The following is a 17,722-nucleotide window of genomic DNA, read 5'->3' as shown; positions in this document are numbered from 1 at the left end:
CCGGTAGCTGAACAGCGCCGTCCCGTTCGATCTGATCCATGAGGGCCTGCGCTGCATCGGCATCCGCCTTCCGTGGGTCACCTGTCATGTGCACTGTCTCCGTCCGACTTCTCAAAAGATGCTTCAGAAGATGCTGGTGACCGCATGCCAGGTGCTCTTGGCAGCGGATGCAACGGCGTGGCCGGTGGCGTCACACACGTTCTTGAACGGCTTCCAGTGGTGGTACAGGTAGTCACCGCCCAGGAAGAGACCGGTGCCGACCATGGGCCGAGTTGGTGTACCGACTGGCCGTGAGCGGCGGCATGGGAACTGCGCGCGTCTTTGCCGGAACTCTTGTTGGCGCCGCTCACGGCCTTCTGCGCGGTCTCCAGGGCTCCTGCGTATTTGTGCAGCGCGGTGTGGGCCGAGGCGGCGGCTTCGTGGACCGCCTTGAAGCGCGGGTACACGCCTTCCGCGGCGGTCTTGTATTGCGCGGCCAACGGGCCGGTCCAGCCCTTGAGGATCGCGTCGACATGGCGTTGGAAGGTCGTCAGCAGGGTGGAGTGATCCTGCGCGAGGGTCTTGTACTGGCGTGCGGCTGTGCGCAGGGTCTCGGGGTCGCCGGAGGGCACCGGGTAGGTGGGCGTGGTCACTTGCCGGTGGCCTTCGCGAGGTTGGCGGCGGTGGTTGTGGCGACCTCACCCAGATCGCTGACGGAGGTACTGGTGTCGGCCGCTGCTTTCGCCAGCGCGCGGGCGAGTGCGATGACCGCCGAGGCCACCCTGGCGTCGCCCGCTGCGTCGGAGGCCTGCTTTCCGGCTGATGTCGCTGCCCTGGAGTGCGTCCCGGCCGAACTCACGATCGTCTTCATGGCTGAAGCGGACGCATGTATGTGCTCTGCGTCACCTCCGCGGTAGCCCACAGCTGTCGCACCCCGTCCTGGGAAACACCGACCGTCGGCCGAGCACCTGCAACGGCCGCCTCAGACGTTTCTCGACACTCCGGGCCGCCGTCAACGCCCGAACCCCCGAATCGCCCACTCTTGGCCCGCTGGTGAGCGGTCTTTTGCGATCAGCTGGGCGTGCCGTGGGGTTGGTCCCTGACGTTGCGTGGGGGCGGTTGATGGCCTGGGTTCAGCCGGCGCGGGTGAGCTTGTTCGGCTCGTGCCAGGTCGGGACGGGGCGCCTTTGCATGCATGGCTCAATGTCAGCCTCGACCTGGGCGACGCCTTTGGGCGCGAGGTCTGGGCATAGTTGGCCCGACTCACGTTGCCCTCGGGGAGTCGGCATCTGCTTTTCGGCGCTTCTGAGCGTATCGGCCACCGCAGCGGGTGTCCTCGCCCGTCTCAACCTGGAAAACTACTGGGAACCGGGACTGCTGATGCTTCCGAAAAGACATACCGTCAGTTGCTTGCCGCTTGTAAGGGTCGAGAATGCAGGGCAAGGACCAACACTGCCGCAGCAACCGGAAGAAGACAATGGCAAGCCATTAGCCACCATGTCAAGAAGGGCCAGGATCGGGAAAACCTGTCGGAACTGGCGAAGACTCCGCCCGCGAATTCGGATACGTTTCCGGATCCGGAAGGGTGTTGTAGGCATCCTCGAGTACGTCCGCTGCCGCACCCAGATTTATGCACTCGCTTTGCGTCCAGAGCAGGATAGACCAGTCGTTGATTCCCGTTGGGCGCAACCCCACCTTTATGCCATCTCGGGTTGCCGAGCGGCGAACTGCATCAGAACGCTTAAACTTCCACCCAATACTGGTCAGCCTTTCCACCACCGCGTCCGCGAGATGCTCTGCGGATACCCTTTCCCTTTTGCCGGAGGTCAAGAGACTCTCAGTTCCGTAGACCATCGAATCGGTCTCGACTTCATTACAGTCCGTAAACCTCCCGACTCCAACTCCTTGAGAAACCGAAGTTCCGATCGCATCGTGAAGCCGCCAGTAGGTTTTCGCGACAGGGCGCCTCGTCTTGTCTGCAAGACGTTTGCCATCCTCCACACTCAGCCTGCTGTCGCCGCTCGAGCATGCGCTGAGGACCACGGCAACGAGGGCAACGGATAGCAGACGCCGTATCACGTTCAGCCCATCCGCCCTGCAAGGAACCGACGCTCGCTGTCGGCCTCGGCCTGAGTGACTTCCTTCGGGTGCGAAGCACGCTGCCTCGTCACCTCGGCAAGGAAATCATGCGCCTGCTTGGACAGGTCCGTATGGGCTCCGTGCAGATCGCTCCCCCAGGCCCGGGCATTCGGCCCGACCCAGACAAAACCCTTACCGCCGGCCATCTGCTTGTCCGCGGTCTTGAGCGCGTCGGCCACAGCGGCAATGTCCTTGGACACCTCCTGATAGAGCTTGTCCAGCTCTAGCCACATCGGGCTTGGCACCTTCGTCTCAGCCATGACACTCCAAGTCAGTAGGCAGTCGCCATCAGGGCGGCTCAGGGGGTCGCGTGTGGATCAAGGAGAGTTGTCGGCACGGGGGCAGGAGACACGAATGACGAACGGTGGTCGTCGCCCTTCGTTCCACCGTAGATGTCATTCCTTCGTTCCACCGTAGATGTCATTGATGTCGTCCTTTGCCTGGCCGGCACGACCGGGAGGGCCAGCGCACCGTCGTCAGTAGTGCGATGGAGCAACTGAAGCTGGACCTTGATGCCACCCTTATCCGCCGACTCAATGTCGTTACCGGCCGATTTGAGGTTCCAGCCGACGGCACTCAACTGGTCCTTCACCATCGCCACAAACTGTTCGTCGGCCTGTCTGGCCGACTTACCCTCAAGGGCTTCACGACAAGATAAACGAGCGATTTCTTGGAATTGCAGTTCGGGCATTCAGCGTAAAGCCTGGTTCCGGTAGTCGCATAGAATTCGCCTCCGAGAGAATGACTTACCTCCCAGTGTTCCCTTCCCACCGATTGCCGGGCCTCGTCGGCCGCCTTTTCCCATCAGCGACGCTAATTTGCTCATCACCGCACACTGCAGGAAGCGCGGCAAGAACCAGCACTACCTGTCGTCAGCACAAATCGACGCTGAGGCAGAGTCACTGGCCCACTCCTTCATAGCCATCGAGCCACCCTCTGATATCCAGCATCTGGAACTGCTCGGTGCAGGAGCTCAGCCTGATACTGCCACATGAGTGTGAGTAGGCGCTCACGGTCAGTCGCTTCATTGCAGAGCGCTCCGGACACAAATGCCTTCTGTTGGCAGTTCAGAAGCTGTCATCAGCCGTCTACCCCTGGAAAACCGCTGGGAATCGGCGCTGCTGAAGCATCCGAAGAGTCATACTCGTCGCTCGCTTCATCCTTGTAAGCGTCAAGAATGTCAGCCTTTGCTTTCCCAACGCCAGTGCATCCGCTCTCAAAGAGGAGCGTGACAATGGGCGACCGTCCCGATGAGCGATGCAGTAGCCGGAATTGCACCTGTACATCCCCGCTCTTTTTGGCATACAGATCCTCTCCCTTCGACTCCAGCGCCCATTTGGAATTTGCCAATTTTGCCCGCAATCGCGACATAAACCGGGATCCGCTTTCATTGGCATTTTCATCGATGAGCGAATTGTTGATTTGGTATCTCACAGAGGGCTCCCCGTCGCTCCCTGAACATTCACCAAATCTCCCGACGCCCCGGCTCCCCTGCATCATTTCGGCGCCAATCGATCGGTATGTCTGCCAATAGGCCTCGGCAACCGGTCGGCGGCTTTGCTGCGCCGCTTTTTCGCCGTCCGCGACGCTCATTTCTTCATCACCGCACGCCACTGTCAAAAGCGCAAGCGCAACAATGCACGCACCAGAGACCACCAAACGCCTCATTGTCATCATCCGCCCGTCACTGGTGATCCGTCGTGCCGGCCATTGTCCAAGTCGATGAAGTGCGGGTTCGCTGCATTCGCCAACCCCTGATCCTTCAGCCATGAATTATAAGCAATTTTCTGCTGTTGCGATGCACCTTCGATGAGATTGCCGCGTGAGTCCAGGAATTTATTTCCATTACAATACTCGTCGGCATACTTACCAGGGTTACCCACTTCAGGGTTCTGCACGTAGGCCAAATGTGCCGCTTGCTGCCACTCGTACCGCCAATCAGTTGTTCCGGGCGGAGTCAGTTCACTACCCTTATCAACGAGATTTACGTCCTTTATGAAGAGGCCCACGACATCATTGACTACGGCCTTGCTTACAGTCGCCGCGGCTTCGTTGGGGGCGAACGCAATTTCGATCCCAGCACCGGTAACAGCTGTCAACTGGTTCTGAATCGATGCATTCCAGTCATCCGCCTCCTTGGCGTTTTCAGCATTGAGAGCACTATATGTCTTCATTGCTTCATAGGTGAAGATTCCGTTGAGCAATCCAGACGCATGGACCGCCTCATGATTGTTGGGGTTGTTATCAACAATGGAATTTGCCTGACTCTTACTGAACGCCATCAGGGTGGCAGTGGCATCTGGGTTTCGCATGGCTTCATCGATAAATGATCGCAGGTCGCTCTCAGGGACCGAAATATGGTCCGCGCCAAGGTCTGCAGGAGCAGGGTCCGCCAAGATGCTCTGCACGTCATCCCAATGGCACGTGATGATGTCACCGAATGCCTTCTGGATTTCGCTATGCGTGTGCTCGTCCGAATGCTTCGCGTAGTAGTTGATCAACTTCTCGGAGTTGTCTGCAGCAAGCTTTGTGTCAGCCCCCATGCCGTCCAGGGTGCCCGCCCTGATGACCCCCGCGAAAGCCTTCGCCTGGAAGTCCGGCAACCCTCCATGATGATCCGAGTCGTCCTTCATCCACTGAGGAATCCGGTCCATGTTGTCGTGGAGGAACTTGGTGGAGGCCGCAGGGTCGCTGCCCATTGCCTCCCAGACCTTCTCCCCGTACATGTAGTTGCCCGGTGCGAGGCACTGCTTGCCGAGGTTGGCTACGACGTCCGTCGGGAAGTCGGCGTATGCGAGGAGTCCGGACAGGTGCTGGAGGTCTTCGTTGCCCTGGTCGTCCTTGAACGTCGTTCCGTTCCGCATGGCGGTGGCGACCGCCGTCGCCAGAATGCGTGTGCCGGCTTCGGGATGGTCGGGGTCGAACATCATCGGGCCGTCCTGCAGCCGGTAGAGCGCAGTGTCGCCGAGCTCGTCCATCGCGGCCTTGCAGTAGTCCGGGTCGCTCTGGTTGGCCTCGAGTTTCTTCATGTACTCATCGAGGCCCATGTCCCCGTCCTTGTAGGCCTTCGCGTCCTTCTTCGCGGCCTTCTGGGCTTCGGACTGGGTCTTGTACGTGCCGATGTCGCCGGCGCCGGCGGAGACCATGCCACCTCCGAGGCCGATCTCCTTGTCCTGCTTCTCCTCGTCCATGGCCAGGCTGTGCCGACGGCGGAGCATGGGAAGTTGATCGTGGGCCCAGCTGAGATGCTTGGTCATCTTCGTCAGGCGCGAGGTGTCCATCTGAAGCCGACGCGCGTGACTCATCCAGCTGTTGACGTGTGGCTGGGCCGCCGCACCACCGTCGCCGGTACTGGTGTTGACCGCCCTGATCAGATCACCGAGCCGATCCGGGTTGATGCCGCGGAAATCTCCCCCGCCGTCATCCGGGCGCATGCACTTCCCCCTGGTCAACGTCTCATGTAGGCACAGATGTTGATCGGCACCACACGATGGTGACGGAGCGCGATCACAGTCTTACGGACCTTATCGGGGGCGCGCGCAGCTTCGCTAGTGCCAACGGTTTTGCGTCACCCCGGAGCAGAGTGGAGTGGAGTCGAGTGAAGTGAAGTGGAGCGAAGTTGAGTGCTCTGCGGACCAGTACGGCTCATCAGTCGCCGTAGTGCAGACACCCCGGCCTCACACGCCGCCGAACAACGACGCCAGCCCCCGGTCGAACGCCGGTTCCAGGGGCTCGCCGCCCGGCTCCGTGACGGTGTACGAGCGAAGCAGGAAGCGGCGGAGGGCGGTTGTGTCGAAGAGGACGGCCGCCGTGCCCTCCGGAGCGTGGAGCTCCACTACGGTGCGGGACGGGCCGTACGGCCGGATGCGTACGTTGCCGACGCCCGCGGCGTTGCCCAGCCCCTCCCCCAACAGCCCCCGTGCAAAGGTCCACGTCACCTCCTCGCCGTCGAACGAGATCCAGGCCGGGAAGACGAGGTGCACCGCCAAAGGGTCGTCGGAGGCGTAGCGGAGGGTGACAGGCACCGCCAGCTCGTCGCGGTCAGGGGTGAGCAGGCGGGCACCCGTGGGCTGCTCCAGGGCGATGTACACGAGCGCGCTCCCTCAGTCAGGCATGTCGAGCACGCCGAGAGTGTCGAGCGTGTCGATTCATGTCAGGTCATGTCGGTCATGCCGGGTCATGCAGTGGCTGGTTGGGCCTGTACGCCTCCTCGAGCACGGAGAGGGGGTGGGCATTACGCCGCAACGGAAGCGGACTCACATGACCTGCGTCACATTGGCCTCACTTTGAAACTTTGATTGAAAGTTTCGCCATCTACGCTTACAAAACTCCCCACCCTCAGTAGGCAACTGGAGCGTTCCGCCATGTCCGACGGTTCCCCTGCGGTGGCCGCACCGGCCTCCCCCACCGCTACGGCCACGGCCGCTTACGCCCGTGTCTACGAGGAGCAGCAACCGCGTCTGGTCGCGTATGCCCGCTCGCTCACCAGGAACGCCTGGACCGCCGAAGACCTCGTCGCCGAGGCGCACTTCAAGGTGTGGCGGCGGCTGGCGGCGGGACACGAGATCGAGAACATGCCGGCGTATCTGATGACGACGGTGCGGCACCTCGCGATCGCCGCAGGTAGCGCCGTACGCGAGACTCCGCAGGATCCGCACGGGGACGAGCGGGGCGAGACCGGTGGGTGCGCGTATGGGAAGGACCCTGCCGAGCAGGTGTCCTCCGTCGACCTCGTGGTGCGTGTGCTGGGGCAGTTGCCCGAGCGGTGGGTGAAAGCACTGTGGCTGGCCGAGGCCGAGGGCCAGCCGCTGGCGGCGATCGGCCCGCAGCTCGGCACCAGGGAGGGCGCCACGGCCGTACTGCTGCACCGCGCCCGCGAGGGCATGCGGCAGGCGTTCCTGAAGACCCAGACCGGCGCTCCGGACGATCCCGTCTGCCAGGTCCACTGGAGTCGTATGCCCGCGTACGTGCGCGGTGCGGCGACGGCGAAGCAGTCCGAGCGGCTGCTCGGGCATGTGGACGGGTGCGACGACTGCCGGGCGCGGCTCGCCGCCCTGATGAGCGCCAACGACCGGTTGCCCGCGCTCGTCGGTCCGGCGCTGCTCGTGTTCGTGGTGGGCGCCGGGGGGAAGTTCCTGCTCGCCTTCACGGCCGGTTCTGCCGGTGCCACGTTCGCAGCGGGTGGCGGGCACGGTGGCGGGCTGCTGCATGCGGTGCGCCAAGCCGCTGTCGGCGGCTCGAAGACGCAGGCGGCGGCTGCGGGCGGCGCGGTTGCGGCAGGTGTCGCCGCGGTGCTTCTCGTGCTCGGCTCGCTCGACTCGTCCACGGTTCCGGAGCAACGGACACCGGTGGCCGAGGCACCTGCCGCCAAGGCGCCGTTGGCGCAGGTACCGGTAGCAAAGGTGCCGGTAGCGAAGGTGCCGGTGGCTGCAGCGGTGGCTCCGCCGGCGAAGGGCCTGCCGGTCGGGCTGCCGGAGAGGGATGGCACATCAGCCCGGGTGAATGGCGGGCACGGCGGTGAACAGGACCGAGTGACCTCGGACGGGGAGACCGCGGGAGAGCAGACGGGCGACACCCCGTCGCCGTCCGGCACCGTGCCGGAGAAGCCGACCGAGACCACGCCCAAGGGCACGCATCCGGCTCCCCCCGCGACGGGAAGGGAGCACGAAGAGCCGCAGGCTCCGGGAGCCCCGGCCCCGGCACCCCCGCGGAAGCACACTCCGGCACCCCCGGCACCCCCGCGGAAGCACACTCCGGCACCCCCGGCACCCCCGCGGAAGCACACTCCGGCACCCCCGGCGGCACCCCCCGCACCTCCAGCACCCCCCACCGACAACGCCCCCGAACCCACAGTCCCGGGCACCCCGAGCGCGCCGAGCACCCCGGCTCCCCCGCCCGCACCGCCGTCCGAGACCCCAACCCCCGCGGACCCCGCGCCTGTTGAGGACGCTCCGCCTGGCGAGGACACCCCGCCTGTTGAGGACACCCCGGCCCCGTCGCCGAGCACGCCGCCCGGGTCCACGGGCCAGCCCACCGGATCCGAAAACCAACCCGTTCCCGAGCCATCCGCGCCGTCCGCGCCATCGCCCCCCGCGCCCCCCCCGGGGACGGCTGCGCGGACGGGCACGGACAAGGGGTCGGCGCGGGACCGCACCGCTGACCGCCGTCACGCCTCCCGCAACACGCCCAACGCGAAGGCGAGTCGGCGGTCCAGCCAGGCCGCGTGCGGCAGGTAGGTCGTGGCACCCTCCACACGACCGGCCGTCAGGGCCACGGGTTCCTCTTCGCCGTCCGCGCGCCAGGTGATCGGCTTGGCGCTGTACGAACTGGACGCTCCGGTGTCGTCGTCGGCTCCGAAGCTGAGCAGCGAGTCGACGACACCCTCGGCGAGTTTTCCGGCCTCGCGGACCACGGTCTTCTTGCCCCGCTCCGCGACGTCCTTCGCGCTGCCCCGCGCCCAGTGGTAGCGGGCCACGATGTCGGCGTGACCGCGCTGCTGGAGCCGCCAGCTGTGCTGGATGGTGCGCTTGGCGGCCGCGGTCCGGTGGGCCAGGCCCAGTTCCACGCCCTGTCCGTCGGTCACGCGGTAGCGTGCACCGCGCTTCTCGGGGGTGAGTGAGCACAGCAGGTACTCCGGCCGCGTGGCCTCGTACAGGGCGTACGACGGGATCTCGTCCTCGGTGGCGGAGACGAGCGCGACCGGGGCGAAGTACCGGACTCCCGCCTGTGCCGTCGCCACACGCACGGCCCGCTGTCCGGTCAGCTTCTTACGGCGCAGCGTCGCCTGCCGCACCATGTCGGTGACCGCGAACCATCCCGCCCGTTCCCACGGAACCGGCTCGATGACCGGCTCCGCCTGTCTCCGTCGCACTCGCCTCAGCCGACCTGGTTCTGCGCCACGCCCTGCCCGTGCACGATCACGTCACCGCCGTAGAACATCCCCGTGAAGATCGGCGAGTACGTCAACTGCACCTCGACCTGCACCTGTTGGGCGTTCGCCGCCACGCAGTGGGTCGCGGCGGTGTCCGCGCCGGACATGTCCATCTGCCGGGCGAAGGCCTTCACGCGGGCATCGCAGTTCTGGTAGTTGATCGGGGCGTCGCCGCCTCCGTTCTGGTACAGGTCGTCGATGTTGATGTCCTGGGCGGCGTAACGGGCGGCCTGTTCCGCGATGTCGGCCGCGCGCTCCCGCTTCGAGATGGACAGGCCTCCGTCGATGACGAAGGCCGAGAGGGAGAGGAAGACGAGCGCGAAGATGATGACCGCGCCGGCGCCCGAGCCGCGGTCGTCGAGGTGGGCGCGGCGGGCGGACAGCCAGGTGCGCAGGGCGGCCGCGGCCTTCGCGGGCCTGCTCGACTCGCCCATCCGGTTCTCCTCTTGCGCGCCCATCACGCCTTCCTCACGCCTTCCTCTTGTACGGGTCCAGCGGGGCGGTGAACGAGCCCGACATCCGGGTCTGGATGTCCAGGCCGAGCATGGCCAGCCCCCGAATCTCGCAGCTCACCTGGACGGTGAAGAGGTCCGTGTGCGCGAAGCCGACGCTGGTTTTGGTCACCGTGACCGGGCCGGAGCAGACGTCGGTCAGGTCGGCCTCGGCCGCCTTGCGTGCCTCGGCCATGGCGTTGCCCTGGTCCCACTGGAGGGATCCGGAACGTGCCGCGTCCCGAGCCGCCCCGTCGATCGCTCCCCGTCCGTCCACCATCTGGCCGAAGGCCACCAGGACGAGGATGAACAGGATCATCACCGGAGCGAGGATCACCACCTCGATCGCGGAGAGGCCACGGTCGTCCCGGGGTCCACGGTCGTGGAAGAGATCCCTGAGGGCAGAGAGTGTCATTCCTGGTTTTCCTAGTTCCCGTCGTCCCGTACGAACCTCTCCACCGGGCCTTCCGACTGCGCGTGCACCGTGAAGCTCAGCCCCGGGAACACCGTCGGCACCTTCGCCGTGATCTCCACGCCCACCGTGTTCTGCTCGGGCTGGAGCATCTTCACATTCGGCGAGAGGACCAACTGCGGGCCCAGCTGGCTGATGTAGCTGTCCACCACGCCCTGCGCCTCGCCCCGCCACCCGCCCGGGGAATCGTGCGCCGTGGCGCGGGCCTTGCGTGCGCCGGCCTGGGCGGCCGCCTGGGCCACGTGGTCGGCGAAGAAGTACAGCGCGAACTGCACCGTGGCGAAGATCATGAAGAACAGGACCGGCGTGAGCAGCACGAACTCGATCGCGGTCATTCCGGAATCACCACGGGTGGCCGCGGCCCTGCGTGCGGTCCCCACCCTGCGGCGCATCCATCTGCCCACGTTTGCCGGCACCCCCGTCAACTTCTTAGGTACGTACGTGCGATCAGCAGGTGCCGCTCGCCTTGGCGCCGTCGATGCAGGTGCTGACCTTGGTGGCGCCCTTGCTCAACGCCGCGTTGATGATCGCGGCCACCACGCCGACGATCGCCACGACGACCGCGGAGATGATGACCCACTCGACGGCGGAGGCACCGCGGTCCAGTTCGCCGGAGCGGGCGCGCTGCACGCGGCCCTGCAGGAAGGTGACCAGGAAGTCCACGGCCGGGATTCCGGTGTTGAAGTTCCGTCCCATCATGGTGCGTTGTCCTCTCAGAAGCAGTTCGCCGGTAGTCGTTCGTAGTCTTGGGTCGTCCGCGCGCGTGTCATTGCACCTGGAACACCCGCATCGCCGCCGGATAGATCAGGAACACCAGGAAGCCCGCGCACAGCAGGAGTTGGGCCACGAGCATCGACTGCGACTTCTCACCCGCGCTGCCCTCGATCTCGGCGAGTTCGCGGTGCCGCATGGTCTCCGCACGGGAGGCGAGGGACTCACGCACCTTGGCGCCGTCGTCCGCGACCAGGGCGAGCGAGGCGGAGAGGTCCTTGAGCTCCTCCACGCCGATCTCCTCGCCGAGTTGCCCCAGTGCCTGCCACTGGCTGATACCGGTGATGCGGGCGTCGGCCAGCACGTTGCGGATGCGTTGCGTGGCCCAGCCGTCGGACACCTCCGCCGCGGCCATGAGCGCCTCGGGGAGACCGCGGCCACCGGCGAGGCTCATCGACACCAGGTCCAGATACGCGCCGATCACGCGCCGCAGGTCGCGCCGCTTCTCGGCCGCGTCCCGCCGCACCTCCAGATCGGGCAGGAAGAAGAAGGCGAGGGCGAAGGCCAGAGCCAGCCAGACCGGGATGGCAGGGCTGCTGCCGAAACCCAGCGTCCACACCACCGCGAACATGAACGGGCCGAAGAACAGGCCCGCCACGGCCAGCAGCACCTTCGTCGCCAGGAACTTCTCCCAGCTGCGCTCCAGCACCGACAGGTCGGCGCGCAGCGAACGCTGCTCCCAGCCCTGCTGCAGGTAGAACTCGGCCACGCGCACGCCGACTTCGGCCCGCAGAGCACCGAGGCGGCCCTTGTCCGCAGCCGTCCGTGCGGACTCGTACGCCGCGCCCCTGGCCCGCATCGCGTCGATTCGCGCGACCTGCGAGACCGCGCTGCGCTTCGACGGCATCAGGGCGCGTACGAGGGCGTAGATGCCCAGACCCAGGATCGCGCCGATGACGATCGGCATCGTCAGGTTCACCGTCGTACCCCCTCTTCGTGCTGCGCGTGCTGGGCCGGAGTACGGGGTCGCACGAACTGGACCGCCGACTCGTCCCGCACCAGGAACCGCTCCGGTGTCTCGATGGTCGACAGCTTGCGCAGCCACCAGAACCCGAGCGCGAAGAGACCGCACACACCGGCGAGTACGAGCTGGCCGACGGCCGTCCCGTACGGCGCCACGAAGTCTCGGTTGAAGACGGACAGGCCGAGGACGAAGGCGATCGAGACCGCGATGACGATCTGCACCGACCGGCGGGTCGACGCACGCTGCGCCATCACGCGCTGGCGCATGTCCACTTCCTCGCGCGCCGACTTGGCGAGGGCGCCCAGAACCTGGCGCAGACCCGGGCCGCGCAGGCGGGCGTTGAGGATGAGGGCGGCGACGATGATGTCGGCGGACGCGTCGTTGATCTCGTCGGCGAGCTGCTGGAGCGCGTCGGGGAGCGGGGTACGGGACCGGAGTCGGTCGACGAGCGCGTCCAGGTGAGGACGCAGGACGGGTGCGGAGGCGCGGGCCGACGCCGGGATGGCCTGCTCCAGGCCCACCGCGCCGGCGATCGTGTCGCGCAGCGACTCCGTCCAGGAGGCGAGGGCCTCGACGCGGCGCATGCCGGCCTTCTCCTCCGCGGCGCCGCCGAAGAGGCGGTCCCAGAAGAAGACGAGGATGCCGGCCGCGATGCCGGCCACCGCCCAGCGGGTCAGCAGCAGTACGACGAGGCCGACGATGGCCGCCAGCGAACCGCGCTGTCCGGCGAACCGGACCAGCTCGCTCGCCCGCTCGGCGGCCTTCTGCTTCTCGTGGTCGGGCTTCGCGGGCAGTCCGCGTACGGCGACCATGAGCAGCGCGAGTCCGCCGCCGACGGCGACGCCGCTGCCGAGCGAGTACAGGACGGTCGTGGAAAACAGGCCGCCCATGGAACCGAGCGAACCGAGTGCGACAGGCATCATGTTCATCCCCACGTTCCGGTGGGCCGGTAGCCCTGCGCGATCAGGTCCTCCAGGCAGGCGATGGGCGCGTGCGGTACGACCCGCCCGTCGGAGGTCTCCGCGAACACCTCGCTGGACAGCACCCGGCCGTCGACGCCGTTGACCTCGCGGACCGAGGTCACCATGCGCTGGAGGCGGCCGCCCGTCTGGAAGTTGTTGCGCCGCTGGATGAAGACGACGAAGTTCACCGCACCCGCGATCAGCATCTGGCTGGCCTCGATCGGCAGCCGCTCCCTGGCCTGCAGCGCGTACGTCGAAATACGGTTGAAGACCTCGCTGGAGCTGTTGGCGTGGATCGTGGACAGCGAGCCGTCGTTGCCCTGCGACATCGCGTTCAGCATGGTCACGATCTCGTCGCCGAGGACCTCACCGACGATGACGCGGGAGGGGTTCATACGGAGGGACCGGCGGACCAGCTCGGCCATCGAAATCATGCCCTGGCCCTCGGAGTTGGGCAGGCGCTCCTCGAAGGCGACGACGTTCGGGTGCAGGTCGGGGAACGTGTCCAGGCCCAGCTCCAGCGCCCGCTCGACGGTGATGAGGCGCTCGTGCGGCGGGATTTCGTTGGCGAGGGCGCGCAGCAGCGTCGTCTTGCCGGCGTTGGTGGCGCCGGCGATCATGATGTTCTTGCGGGCGCGGACCGCGCAGGCCAGGAAGTGCGCGACCTCGGGGACGACGGTGCCGTTGCCGACCAGGTCGGAGATGAAGACCTTGCCCATGCGGGCGCGACGGATGGAGAGCGCCGGGCGCCGCGTCACGTCCATGACGGCCGACAGACGCGAACCGTCCGGCAGTCGGAGGTCGAGCTGCGGGTTTGCGGAGTCGAAGGGGCGGGAGGAGAGACCCGAGTAGGCACCCAACACCTGGATGAGCTCGATGAGTTCCTCGTCGGTCTCGGCGACGGGATCGCCCGTGACCTCCCGGCCGTCCGCGTACCCGACGAACACCTGGTCCGCGCCGTTGATGTCGATGTTCTCGACCTCGGGGTTGTCCAGCAGCGGCTGGAGCCGGCCGACACCGAACAGCGCCGCGTGCACGGCCGCCGCGTACTGCTCCTCGGTCTCCGCGTCGAGAGGGGTGCGCCCGGCGTTGATCTCCGTCCGGGCGTAGTCCTCCAGGATCTGGGCTATGACCGCGCGGGCGTACTGCCGCTCGTCCTCGGTGGACATCGGCGTGACGTTGTTCGTCTGGTCGAGACGACGCTGCTCCGCGATGCGGTCACCGGCGTCCTGGCGGAACCGCTTGACCAACTGGTGGTCGACAGCGGTCATGCCCCCGCCCCCGCATGGCCGTTGACATGGCCGTGCTGGGCCTGCGCCGAGACGGACCAGGCGGCGCCGTACTGCTGGTAGATGTCCGCGGTGACCTTGCGGGCCGAGCGGATGAGCAGGGACTTGTCGAGGCGACCGCGCTTGCGTCCGGCCAACTGGTCGGCACCGGCCGGGTCGTCGGCGATCGTGCCGACCACGCGGGCACCGGTCTGCGCGTGTACGAGCATGTCGTTGACCTGGCCGGCGAGCTTGGCGGCGTTGTTCGTGTCGGCGACGAGGATCACGCCGATCAGCGGGGTGGCGAGGCTCGCGGCGCCGCGCGGGCCGCCGTGCAGCTTGGTGGAGAGGGCGGCGGCGCGGTCGCGGACGCGGGCGATGGCCTCCGGCTCGGTGCGGCTGATCAGCAGCACCAAGGCGGCGTGCGAGAACAGGTCGACGGCAGGCGTGTCCCCGCTGATACGACCGCAGTCGGCGATGACGTCGGCGGGCGCGTTCGGCGAGTCCGCGAGCGAGGCGAAGGCGTGCCCGAGGGTCGGCCAGAGCCCGGCGAGACCGGCGGCGTGCTCGGAACTCCCGAGCCCGACGAGGACTTCGAGACCGCCGCTCAACGGCTGGACGTGGTCCCAGAGTTGGTCGGGCACCAGACCACGGCGGGCCGTGGCCGCGATGGACAGCATGCCGGTGTTGGGGTTGAGCGGTCCGCCGTGCGCGGCGGCACTGCGGTACACCAGGTCGCCGCCCGCCGGGTCGGTCTCGGCGAGCAGGACGCGACGCGGCCAGACCGCCGCGAGGGCGACCGCTGCGGTGGTGACGCCGGGGGAACCCTTGTCGGCGGCGAGGGCGATGAGGGCCATGGGTGTGGAGCCGCCTTTAGTTGCCGTTGCCGGAGACGTGCACGATGGCGACCGCGCCGGCGGACGCGGCCCGGGCGACCGCGGCCGCGTCGCTCTGGTCGACGAGCAGCGTGAGCGAGAGGTTGCCCGTGCTCACGGTGGCGTCGCTGTCCTCGGCCTTGGTGTTGACCTTCGCGTTGCCGACGAGGAGACCGCCGGACGACGTGGAGGTGGAACCGGTGCTGGAGCTGGTCTTGTCCGAACCGGAGCCGTTGGTGTCGACGTTGTAGACGGCCACGACGTCACCCGGCTTGATGTCCGCGGGGTACTGGCCCTCCTTGAGGGCCACACCGACTGCGGCCTTGCCTGCCGGGAGGCTGCTGCCCCCGGCGAACATCTGCCCCATCACGACCGTGTCCTTGTAGATCGTGGACCTGGCCTTGAGGGCCTTGAGGCTGCTCAGCTGAGACCACTTGACGTAGTTGATGCCGTCGTCGGCCGCGACCATGACGGAGGTCACGTCGCTGTCGCTGACGGACTCACCGGCCTGGATCTCCTTCGTCACCTTGACGACCTCGACCCGGTCCCCGGCCCGCAGCACGAGCATCGTCGCCCCGAGCGCGCCCACCAGGATCAACAGCACCGCCAGCGCGGCAAGCGCGGGTTTGCGCTCGCGAGGCGGTGCGGGAAGCCGGTCACCGACCGACGGCTGAGCCGGAGCGGCGGAACGTCCTGCGCCCGCCCCCGTACGCTCTTGGATCTTCACGCAACCGCTCCCCGTACAGCCAACAAATTGTCTGCTACGTCTGCCAAGTTCTTTACAAATCCGGACACTTCACCTGAGGTCGCCCGCGCGGAGACGTCCGGGACCTGTCGGACGTACCACCCGACCTGGGCGATTAGCCATCGCTGGGGTGAGTGTCAAGCCATGGCACCGTATCAGCCGCACATAAGCCCCTCAAGGCGCGTCCTGCCCCATGGACCGCAGCGCGTCCACCGTTATTCATCTGCAACTTGAAGTGCAGATTTACCAGTTGCGGGCTACACCTCCGAGGGTGGCGATCTATGCGGAAGCGAATCCGTTGCCATGTCGACAGGTTGCCCGACCGAGGGCACCCCTCACACGGCGGCCATGATGCCTGCACGATTCACTCACGAGGGCCCGAAACCGCCGTGCCATGATCATGGATCGCCGCGGGCGGGCACACGAGCTGGGCGGCCCGCTTCTCCCCGGCTTCACCCCGTAAGAGCCCATGCGTGCCTCACCGAGGAGACCCCCACATGAAGCGAGCCGCACTGGCCGCTGTGTCCGCGCTGTCCCTGGCCGCCGCACTGACCGCCTGCTCGGGCAACGACACGGACACGGACGCCAAGTCCACGGCCTCGCCCTCCGCTTCCACCTCCACTGCGAAAAAGCAGGTGAGCCCCGAAGAGCGGCTCGCACGGCTCGTCGTCACAAGGGCGGATATCAGCGGCTACACCTTCAAGGCACCCACCAAGGGGGACGCCCTCGCCGCCAGCCAGGACGAGATGCGGGTCGACAAGGCCGCCTGCACCCAGCTGGCCTACGCGATGAACGAACTCCCCATCGGCGAACCGGAAGCCTCGCTCACACGGGTCGCGCGCAACTCCACCACCATGGGCACCTACGTCACACTCGCCACTTACGCCGACGGCAAGGCGGAGACGGCGATGAAGGAACTCTCCCGGGCGGCAGCCTCGTGCGCCGGTGGCTTCACCGCCAAGTCCGTTGCCGGTGCCACCACTTACACCTCGGCGACCGCGGAACGCGCGCCCTCGACCGGTGACCAGTCGGTCGCCGCCGCAGCCACCTTCCAGTACAAGGGCGCGCAGACCGTCCGCACCCAGACCTTCCGTTTCGGTGACACGATCGTCAACTACTTCACCCTTGACGGCAGCGCTTTCGTGTACGGCCGGCCAGGCAGCGCCAAGATCCCGGCCGACCTCGTGAAGGCACAGAACGCGAAGCTGGACTGAGCCAGCGAACCGCACCGACCGCTCCGTCGCTTGCCAGCGGTTCACCGACTCTCCGGAGTCAGCTTGTTCGGGTCGGGTCGGGCCGGGCCGGGATCAGCCGGCGGACCCCAGATCGCCCAGTTGTCAGTGGTGACGGGACAGGCGGTGGTGACGGGACAGGCGGTGGTGAAGTCGTCGTTACGGAACTTCACCTGCGACCACAGGCCCTTGTCGCCGGCGCCTGTGCGGGTCAGTTGATGACCGGATTTGCCGCCCCGCTGGACATGCGTATAAGAGCGCCGATTGACCCGAATCCGAAAGGCACGGCCCCGCTTGCCCGGCCACCACAACGTTCCGGGAGAGATCTGCGGGATCCCGGTCGACCCGCAACTCCCCCTGGCCGGCAGCGGACGTCGCAGAGACCGCAGTCCCAAATACGTGGTGAGCGGAAAGCCCTCCCCGCTCACTTCGAATAACCGAACCCGCGGGAGGGCACGTCGACACGTCCGCCACAGCTCGTGAAGCTGCACCTCTCGCAAGGTTCAGGCGACGGCGTTAGTCCTGACCTTCGCCTGCCGGCTCGGCAGCTTCATCGGGGTACGCAACGAAGGTGCCCTTGGCCGGGAGCGTGACTACGAGGCCGCGTTCGCGGAGTTCGCGGACCGCGCGGCGGGCGGTGAGGTAGGCGACTCCGTACTCCTCACCCATATCGCGCTCCCCGGGCAGCCGCGCTCCCGGCCTCAGCTCGCCCGAAGCAATGCGCGCAGCAATGTGGTCGGCCACCTGCATATAGACGTAGGCGATCTTGTTGGGATCGATCGGCGAATCGTCTCTGTCTGCTGCCATAGCAACCACCGTAAAACAGCCCTGAGCTGCATCAATGCTTGCATTGCTGCGCACTGCTATGCACTGACATGTACGGCAATGTAGGC

The 17,722-nt window shown here is 66.5% G+C and carries 20 protein-coding genes; 2 read left to right on the top strand and 18 right to left on the bottom strand.

The window, feature by feature from the left end; genetic code table 11:
* Positions 1-77: 77 nt before the first annotated feature.
* The 7 genes from ACYUED_RS26360 to ACYUED_RS26330 all read right to left on the bottom strand — a co-directional run bounded on the left by ACYUED_RS26360 (position 78) and on the right by ACYUED_RS26330 (position 6,209).
* Positions 78-632 (bottom strand): WXG100 family type VII secretion target, encoded by a 555-nt coding sequence (locus ACYUED_RS26360; protein WP_491285620.1) that lies wholly within the window; start codon positions 630-632, stop codon positions 78-80.
* Positions 629-850: a hypothetical protein gene (locus tag ACYUED_RS26355; RefSeq protein ID WP_491285618.1), complete on the bottom strand. Its 222-nt coding sequence runs from the start codon at positions 848-850 to the stop codon at positions 629-631. Before ACYUED_RS26355 ends, ACYUED_RS26360 begins: the two co-directional genes overlap by 4 nt.
* Positions 851-2,060: 1,210 nt before the next feature.
* Positions 2,061-2,378 carry a hypothetical protein gene (locus ACYUED_RS26350; RefSeq protein WP_491285616.1) on the bottom strand — a complete coding sequence of 106 codons (318 nt, stop codon included), beginning with the start codon at positions 2,376-2,378 and terminating at the stop codon, positions 2,061-2,063.
* 38 nt (positions 2,379-2,416) lie between these two features.
* Entirely contained in the window at positions 2,417-2,809 is a 393-nt protein-coding gene (locus ACYUED_RS26345; protein ID WP_491285614.1) for a hypothetical protein, read from the bottom strand.
* Between the two features lie 389 nt (positions 2,810-3,198).
* Positions 3,199-3,777, bottom strand: coding sequence for a hypothetical protein (locus ACYUED_RS26340; protein ID WP_491285612.1), 579 nt, complete (start codon positions 3,775-3,777; stop codon positions 3,199-3,201).
* Positions 3,778-3,791: 14 nt separating this feature from the next.
* On the bottom strand, positions 3,792-5,552 hold the full coding sequence (locus ACYUED_RS26335; RefSeq protein WP_491285611.1) for a hypothetical protein: 1,761 nt from the start codon (positions 5,550-5,552) through the stop codon (positions 3,792-3,794).
* Positions 5,553-5,795: 243 nt separating this feature from the next.
* A complete protein-coding gene (locus ACYUED_RS26330; RefSeq protein ID WP_491285609.1) occupies positions 5,796-6,209 on the bottom strand; it encodes an SsgA family sporulation/cell division regulator in 414 nt (137 codons plus the stop codon).
* A gap of 273 nt (positions 6,210-6,482) precedes the next feature.
* Here ACYUED_RS26330 and ACYUED_RS26325 point away from each other — a divergent pair, with 273 nt between their 5' ends.
* Entirely contained in the window at positions 6,483-8,354 is a 1,872-nt protein-coding gene (locus ACYUED_RS26325) for a sigma factor (protein WP_491285607.1), read from the top strand.
* On the opposite strand, the gene ACYUED_RS26320 is transcribed toward ACYUED_RS26325, so the two are convergent.
* From ACYUED_RS26320 to ACYUED_RS26275, 10 genes are all read right to left on the bottom strand, one after another.
* Positions 8,285-8,989: a hypothetical protein gene (locus ACYUED_RS26320; protein ID WP_491285606.1), complete on the bottom strand. Its 705-nt coding sequence runs from the start codon at positions 8,987-8,989 to the stop codon at positions 8,285-8,287. The genes ACYUED_RS26325 and ACYUED_RS26320 overlap by 70 nt on opposite strands.
* Positions 8,990-8,994: 5 nt before the next feature.
* Positions 8,995-9,483, bottom strand: a complete 489-nt coding sequence (locus ACYUED_RS26315) for a TadE/TadG family type IV pilus assembly protein (protein ID WP_491294442.1) — start codon at positions 9,481-9,483, stop codon at positions 8,995-8,997.
* Between the two features lie 34 nt (positions 9,484-9,517).
* Positions 9,518-9,955 carry a TadE/TadG family type IV pilus assembly protein gene (locus ACYUED_RS26310; RefSeq protein WP_491285605.1) on the bottom strand — a complete coding sequence of 146 codons (438 nt, stop codon included), beginning with the start codon at positions 9,953-9,955 and terminating at the stop codon, positions 9,518-9,520.
* A gap of 11 nt (positions 9,956-9,966) precedes the next feature.
* Complete coding sequence (locus ACYUED_RS26305; RefSeq protein WP_491294441.1) at positions 9,967-10,404, bottom strand: TadE/TadG family type IV pilus assembly protein; 438 nt, start codon at positions 10,402-10,404, stop codon at positions 9,967-9,969.
* Between the two features lie 55 nt (positions 10,405-10,459).
* Positions 10,460-10,711 carry a hypothetical protein gene (locus ACYUED_RS26300; RefSeq protein WP_266683111.1) on the bottom strand — a complete coding sequence of 84 codons (252 nt, stop codon included), beginning with the start codon at positions 10,709-10,711 and terminating at the stop codon, positions 10,460-10,462.
* A 67-nt stretch (positions 10,712-10,778) separates the two neighbouring features.
* The gene (locus ACYUED_RS26295) at positions 10,779-11,702 is read right to left on the bottom strand and encodes a type II secretion system F family protein (protein WP_491285602.1); all 924 of its coding nucleotides are present in this window, start codon (positions 11,700-11,702) and stop codon (positions 10,779-10,781) included.
* Complete coding sequence (locus ACYUED_RS26290; RefSeq protein ID WP_491285600.1) at positions 11,699-12,670, bottom strand: type II secretion system F family protein; 972 nt, start codon at positions 12,668-12,670, stop codon at positions 11,699-11,701. The genes ACYUED_RS26295 and ACYUED_RS26290 overlap by 4 nt, the downstream gene beginning before the upstream one ends.
* A gap of 2 nt (positions 12,671-12,672) precedes the next feature.
* Positions 12,673-13,980 carry a TadA family conjugal transfer-associated ATPase gene (locus ACYUED_RS26285; RefSeq protein WP_491285598.1) on the bottom strand — a complete coding sequence of 436 codons (1,308 nt, stop codon included), beginning with the start codon at positions 13,978-13,980 and terminating at the stop codon, positions 12,673-12,675.
* Positions 13,977-14,834, bottom strand: coding sequence for a hypothetical protein (locus ACYUED_RS26280; RefSeq protein WP_491285596.1), 858 nt, complete (start codon positions 14,832-14,834; stop codon positions 13,977-13,979). The genes ACYUED_RS26285 and ACYUED_RS26280 overlap by 4 nt, the downstream gene beginning before the upstream one ends.
* A gap of 16 nt (positions 14,835-14,850) precedes the next feature.
* The gene (locus tag ACYUED_RS26275) at positions 14,851-15,579 is read right to left on the bottom strand and encodes a hypothetical protein (RefSeq protein WP_491285594.1); all 729 of its coding nucleotides are present in this window, start codon (positions 15,577-15,579) and stop codon (positions 14,851-14,853) included.
* Positions 15,580-16,094: 515 nt separating this feature from the next.
* Between ACYUED_RS26275 and ACYUED_RS26270 the strand changes: the two genes are divergently transcribed.
* A complete protein-coding gene (locus ACYUED_RS26270; RefSeq protein ID WP_491285592.1) occupies positions 16,095-16,811 on the top strand; it encodes a hypothetical protein in 717 nt (238 codons plus the stop codon).
* 534 nt (positions 16,812-17,345) lie between these two features.
* Here ACYUED_RS26270 and ACYUED_RS26265 read toward each other — a convergent pair.
* Positions 17,346-17,636 (bottom strand): winged helix-turn-helix domain-containing protein, encoded by a 291-nt coding sequence (locus tag ACYUED_RS26265; RefSeq protein WP_491285591.1) that lies wholly within the window; start codon positions 17,634-17,636, stop codon positions 17,346-17,348.
* Positions 17,637-17,722: the final 86 nt, after the last annotated feature.

Source organism: Streptomyces sp. DF42, assembly GCF_058267695.1.
Note: the sequence above shows the minus strand (reverse complement) of the source record. Positions and strands in the feature narration are given on the sequence as shown.

Bases quoted from the DNA above. Each gene is read 5' to 3' on its own strand.
- ACYUED_RS26355 (WP_491285618.1), bottom strand. From the start codon at position 850: ATGAAGACGATCGTGAGTTCGGCCGGGACGCACTCCAGGGCAGCGACA.
- ACYUED_RS26350 (WP_491285616.1), bottom strand. From the start codon at position 2,378: ATGGCTGAGACGAAGGTGCCAAGCCCGATGTGGCTAGAGCTGGACAAG.
- ACYUED_RS26345 (WP_491285614.1), bottom strand. From the start codon at position 2,809: ATGCCCGAACTGCAATTCCAAGAAATCGCTCGTTTATCTTGTCGTGAA.
- ACYUED_RS26335 (WP_491285611.1), bottom strand. From the start codon at position 5,552: ATGCGCCCGGATGACGGCGGGGGAGATTTCCGCGGCATCAACCCGGAT.
- ACYUED_RS26325 (WP_491285607.1), top strand. From the start codon at position 6,483: ATGTCCGACGGTTCCCCTGCGGTGGCCGCACCGGCCTCCCCCACCGCT.
- ACYUED_RS26315 (WP_491294442.1), bottom strand. From the start codon at position 9,483: ATGGGCGAGTCGAGCAGGCCCGCGAAGGCCGCGGCCGCCCTGCGCACC.
- ACYUED_RS26310 (WP_491285605.1), bottom strand. From the start codon at position 9,955: ATGACACTCTCTGCCCTCAGGGATCTCTTCCACGACCGTGGACCCCGG.
- ACYUED_RS26305 (WP_491294441.1), bottom strand. From the start codon at position 10,404: ATGCGCCGCAGGGTGGGGACCGCACGCAGGGCCGCGGCCACCCGTGGT.
- ACYUED_RS26300 (WP_266683111.1), bottom strand. From the start codon at position 10,711: ATGATGGGACGGAACTTCAACACCGGAATCCCGGCCGTGGACTTCCTG.
- ACYUED_RS26290 (WP_491285600.1), bottom strand. From the start codon at position 12,670: ATGATGCCTGTCGCACTCGGTTCGCTCGGTTCCATGGGCGGCCTGTTT.
- ACYUED_RS26285 (WP_491285598.1), bottom strand. From the start codon at position 13,980: ATGACCGCTGTCGACCACCAGTTGGTCAAGCGGTTCCGCCAGGACGCC.
- ACYUED_RS26280 (WP_491285596.1), bottom strand. From the start codon at position 14,834: ATGGCCCTCATCGCCCTCGCCGCCGACAAGGGTTCCCCCGGCGTCACC.
- ACYUED_RS26270 (WP_491285592.1), top strand. From the start codon at position 16,095: ATGAAGCGAGCCGCACTGGCCGCTGTGTCCGCGCTGTCCCTGGCCGCC.
- ACYUED_RS26265 (WP_491285591.1), bottom strand. From the start codon at position 17,636: ATGGCAGCAGACAGAGACGATTCGCCGATCGATCCCAACAAGATCGCC.